Raw genomic sequence first — 4,970 nt, 5'->3', positions numbered from 1 at the left:
CGGATATCAAATCCGCCGACCATGTTGCACTCACTTCTGAATTCACCCCCGCACGCTCCAAGCGTTTATCAGATCAGGAGGTTTCATGGATCTGCCAGGTAAAGGGAAATCTGTCGAGAACCGGGGCGAAGGCGGCAGGCTCGACCGAACTCTTGACCATGACCACTATGCCCGAGCCATTTTTTTCTTCGGCAGCTACAGTTGCAAAACGATCAATCTCGCAGACAGCATCGGCGACAACCCGTTTGACCGCCTCCCGGCGAAGTGCCGGCTTCAGCACCTTGCCGACCGCTGTTAAAGGCAAGGAAGGCATGATCTCGATATATACCGGTATGGCCGCCCGCTCGGCGATATGCGTTCTGGCGTGGTTCCTTAGGTCTTCGGGATCAACCTGCGGCCTGTCGGGTCTGAGTTGCACATAGACGCAGGGCACTTCCCCGGCATGCGCATCCGGTTGTCCGACTGCGGCTGCCTGCCCAACGGAAGGGTGCTGCATCATGGCTTCTTCAATAACCGAAGGATCGATATTGTGCCCTCCGCGAATGATGAGATCCTTGGAGCGTCCGGTGAGCCAGACATAACCGTCAGCGTCGCGCCGCGCTAAGTCTCCGGTATTCAGCCATCCGCCTTCGAGGAAGACACCGGGATTTCTGCTGGAATCAAGATAGCCCCTGGAAACATTTTCGCCCCGTATCAACAGGCTTCCTACCTCACAGGCGCCGCAATCCCGGATGATGGTGCCATCTGCTGCGATGGCAACGATCCGTTGTTCTTGCGCAGGCACTCGAAAGCCGATGGACCCGATCCTTTGTTCCCCGTGAACAGGGTTTAGTGTACTGATGCAACTGCCTTCAGTGAGACCGTAGCTTTCAATCAGCCGCGCACCGGTTTCCGCAACAAATCTGTTTGCGAGTGCGACCGAAAGCGGTGCAGCCCCCGAAACGACATGTTTCAGGGTACCGGCATCGGGCTTTTTCCCTGGTACATCCAACAGCATCGATAAAACCGTCGGAACTGCGGAGAACATGGCAACCTGATGCCTAGAAACAATCTCCCAAAACCTGTCGACAAGGCCAGGAGTTCTGAAGCCCGAAGCTGTGGCGATCAGGACGGTTTGACCTTTCAGGAAAGAACAAAGTCCGGTACCGAGGACTGCATTCACATGAAAGAGGGGCAACCCGACGAGACAAACATCTCCGGGGCGTCCGGGAAAAGCGGCCGCCGCGCTCACGACATTGGCGATTTCGTTCTTGTGAGTGTGGCGCACGATTTTAGGTATCCCGGTGGTGCCACCGGTATGGAAATAAGCCGAATCGTCGCCACCACTCCGGATGCGATGCGGTATGACGGGTTGCGGTTCAAGCGCTTCATTGAAGCTCAAAAGAGGAATGTCCAGCTTGTTATCCATCCCGCCGGGCTGATCGTTTGCATGGGTCACAAGTACGGCCTGGAGGCTCTTTACTTCTTTGACAATCTGGTAAAGCTTGTGCCACTGCGCCGATGTAGCTCCGGGGTCGGTAACAACAAGAAGATCGCTATTGATCGCATTCATTAGGGCGATGAGGCTCTCAACCTGAAGAAACGGATTGAGCGGATTGATTGTTCCAACGGCTTGCGCTCCCCACAGAGCCAGATGCCCTTCGGGCGTATTTGGCAGAAGAGAGGAGACTACCGGCTCCCGGCCGCCCAGCTCCATGAAAAGGTGCCCTGCCTGTGTGGCGCGCCGGAGCAGGTCCCGATAGGAAAGATCAATCGTGAGCGCGTCCGGGGCCGGTGTTTCCATAAAGCGGATGGCGGTCCGGTCCGGGTAACTTCGGGCAGCCCATTCGAGCAATTCGTAGCTTGTCGAAAACGGCGGCGGGTTCTTGATAAGCCATTCCTCAACCCGTGCGACATCAGATATCGTCTGGATAACCGGGACCGTTGCCAGATCAAATTGCCCCATGAGCAGGTTGCTCCTCTGTCTGACGCTTGCTCTCCATGACCCAATTGATGATGACGTCCAGCGATAGTCCGGTGTTTCCGACCTGACAGTGGCTTGATGCGTGCTCGCGCGAAGTGAAAAGACGTGCCGTCAAGGACCGGACATTCGTCAGGGTTTGTTGCTGACTATAAAACTGGGCAAGCGGGATCAGATGGTCCTCCTGCGCCCCAAGCAACAGAACATCCTGTTTCAGAAGATGAGAAACATCCCGGGTCGAGATTGTCTGAGCCCACTTCAAATAGTCATATGCAGAGGCCGCACCGCTGACATGGCGTCCATGGGCGATCGCCCAAGCGAGGGTCTCGTCACGTGTTGCGGCCCTCTCAAGCAACCTATTCAAGACGCCACGATATCCGTGTTTGAGGAGAAACTTGAGAGGCCGCGCCTTGCGTTCTCCCATGCGGGCTGCAAGAACGTCAAAAAAGTCCTCGCAAACGTTGTCCGCAATCACACGCTTGATGCGCGGCTCAAAGGCAGCAGCTCAGAGAGCCAGACAACCACCCAACGAAATACCAAGCAGACTGCAGGACGTTACGCCGTAATGATCAAGTATAGCGGCAACTGGCCGGTGCCAGTCCGGGATCATGGCAAGGCCGTGCACATTTAATGCTGCACCCTGTCCTGGCCCTTCAAACATGATTATTCGCATGCCCTTTTGAGCGCAAATTGCAACATGCGGATACAGCTCTTCGACAAAGGAATCGAAACCACCATGCACGACAAGAGTTTCGACAGCCTGCGTCCCTTCCGGCTCAATCAACAAGCTCGGAAGGGCTCCCCGATCAAAGGTGATGTCCGCGCGAATATAAGTGTCGTCGGGAATCTGGCTTTCGAACAATTCGCGGAACTTGCGGTAAAAGACTTGTTTTTCCTTGTCCTTGGCCGGAGTGACGAATTCTGCTGCACGATAGTAGAATGCCGCATTTATCCTGCGGTCTTCGGCCTCAGCTTTTCTTGCTTGTGCCAGCATAACCGGTTTGAAATCCGGTAAACTCTTGATCTGGTTTGCGACTAATTGAACTTCATCTACAGGAAGGTAAGGTAGCCATCTGTTCAACTGGAAGTTCAGGTTCTGGTCAGGATGGAGAGCCTTGTATCCCTTCGGAAGAGACATCTGAAAGGGTACGTTCATTTTTTGCGCGCCCCCAACAAGATGAAAACCATGACGGCAGGTTTGCCCGAGTGGTTGCGCCAGGCGTGGCGCGTGCCATTCTGGATGACGACGTCTCCGGCCTTGAGTTGCTTTTTCTGACCGTGGTCCAGCTCCAGTTCGATTTCGCCGTCGAGAACAACTCCGTAGTCGACGGAAGCTGTCGTGTGCATACCGGGTTCTGAAAGTTCGAAGTGATCGAGGGCGCCGGGCAGTTTGGCATTGATTTCGGTGACTGAATCCGGTGCCAAGTCGATCCCGCTTTCACCTTCTTCGGTTGGGGGGAAGATAATCTTGCGGAAAATGGTTGATTGTTCATCCGGAAAATAGGTTCTCATTTCCGGAAATTTGCCACCGTGGGGGATATCGCGCTCTGCGCCGGTATTCCAGATTTCATGGGTTCTGAAGCCGGGGATCGCATCGAGAAAGATAGGGTCGACATCCTTGTCGCACAAGAACACCGCAGCGCCCGTTTCGTCGTGTCCTGTTACAATTCTTCTGCAGTTCATGCCGTTCCTCCTCCGGGGCAAATGCACAAGGTCATTGATGCGGCGGCGTTTCCGGCGCCATGGAAAGTTCCGATATTTTCCAACTAGAAAGGGAGTGTGAAATTGACGCCAAAGCCGAAGGCCCAGTCAGGGTCGGCTGTTGCGTCGAAAGGAGCGCCGTCAGCATAGCGTTGCTTCCCTTCATTTACTCGGGCAATAGCAACACCGGCGCCGATGACACCATTTCTCGTGTCGTACTCTGCACCAAATCGGGCCATCCACATGTCGGTCGCAATATCCGCGCCGCTTCCGACACCCTGGTCCCATGTCAGGCTTGCAAATCCCGCAAGTTGATCCGTGAATGCGTGGCCGGTGCCGAGCTCTACCACCAGTCCGTCAGAATAATTGAAAATCTCGCGGCCGTCCCCGAGGCCCTGGACCGAATAATCGAATTGGGGAAGCTCGCTCCATTGCGTCCATTGCAGTGCACCGAAGACCAGCCAGTCTTCCGCAACACCCGTTTGCGCGTAGATTTCAATAGACTGGGGCAACGTTCCATAGCCGGTTGCAGGCAAGGAACCAGGTAGCCCCGCCGCCTGGCCAAGATCTGACGTATAAAAGGTCCCAGGCGCATCGTGATCAACCTCTGATCGGTAGATGATTTGAACCCGCATCGCATATTCTGGGATTTCATAGGCCGCTCCTGCGCGGAAACCAAACCCTCCGTCGTTCAGCTCCATGTCACCTAAAACGGTTCGGTTTATGTAGTCGAAATCGTGATAGAAAACCCCTCCAATCAGGTGCATGCGGCCGGGCCCGATTTTAAAGGCCTGCGCACAGGTTCCTGCGTATTCGTCCACTCTGAAATCCGAGGATGTGGTCGGATTCGGGAACTCGCCAGCCGCAATCGCTTGACCAGTTTCAGCCGTCAGGGCTTGCGGACCATATTCTCCGTTTTGACCGAAGGGCCGGAAATAGGTTGCCGCACATGCAAGATTCGGCAAGATCTGAAGCTTGAAACCGAGATTGGGCGACCAGAAGTTCTGCGAGTAATTCGTGTCGGTTGCGGGCAGGCCACCGATTGTCGTGAAATCGAACATGGGTGACGCGTAGATGGCGCCAAGTCGCACAACCCTTTTGCCTTCAACGAACAGGATTTCCGTATCGGCCTCACCACGCCAGAAACCACCTGCTTCGGTTGGAGACGGCGTGATTGTAACAGCCAAGGCTGCAGTCAAACCGCAGATGCTTGCAGACAGACTTATATGGATACTCGGCATGCATTCCCCCTATAGATGCCTGTTTTTGGCAAGGAGGACTGCCGCGCGACAAACAGGGTGAGAACGAG

At 54.9% G+C, this 4,970-nt stretch carries 5 protein-coding genes; all 5 read right to left on the bottom strand.

The window, feature by feature from the left end; all coding sequences use genetic code 11:
- Window positions 1–73 precede the first annotated feature (73 nt).
- The 5 genes from E1297_RS04320 to E1297_RS04300 all read right to left on the bottom strand — a co-directional run bounded on the left by E1297_RS04320 (window position 74) and on the right by E1297_RS04300 (window position 4,902).
- Window positions 74–1,945, bottom strand: coding sequence for an acyl-CoA synthetase (locus E1297_RS04320; protein WP_155134342.1), 1,872 nt, complete (start codon window positions 1,943–1,945; stop codon window positions 74–76).
- Window positions 1,932–2,324 (bottom strand): hypothetical protein, encoded by a 393-nt coding sequence (locus E1297_RS04315; protein ID WP_155134340.1) that lies wholly within the window; start codon window positions 2,322–2,324, stop codon window positions 1,932–1,934. The genes E1297_RS04320 and E1297_RS04315 overlap by 14 nt, the downstream gene beginning before the upstream one ends.
- A 141-nt stretch (window positions 2,325–2,465) precedes the next feature.
- Window positions 2,466–3,116 carry an alpha/beta fold hydrolase gene (locus E1297_RS04310; protein WP_155134337.1) on the bottom strand — a complete coding sequence of 217 codons (651 nt, stop codon included), beginning with the start codon at window positions 3,114–3,116 and terminating at the stop codon, window positions 2,466–2,468.
- The gene (locus E1297_RS04305; protein WP_155134334.1) at window positions 3,113–3,643 is read right to left on the bottom strand and encodes a cupin domain-containing protein; all 531 of its coding nucleotides are present in this window, start codon (window positions 3,641–3,643) and stop codon (window positions 3,113–3,115) included. The genes E1297_RS04310 and E1297_RS04305 overlap by 4 nt, the downstream gene beginning before the upstream one ends.
- A gap of 83 nt (window positions 3,644–3,726) precedes the next feature.
- Window positions 3,727–4,902 (bottom strand): OmpP1/FadL family transporter, encoded by a 1,176-nt coding sequence (locus E1297_RS04300; RefSeq protein WP_155134332.1) that lies wholly within the window; start codon window positions 4,900–4,902, stop codon window positions 3,727–3,729.
- Between the last annotated feature and the right edge of the window lie 68 nt (window positions 4,903–4,970).

It is taken from the genome of Roseibium sp. RKSG952 (genome assembly GCF_009711355.1).
The sequence above is the reverse complement of the archived record's forward strand: the minus strand, read 5'-3'. Positions and strand labels throughout refer to the sequence as shown.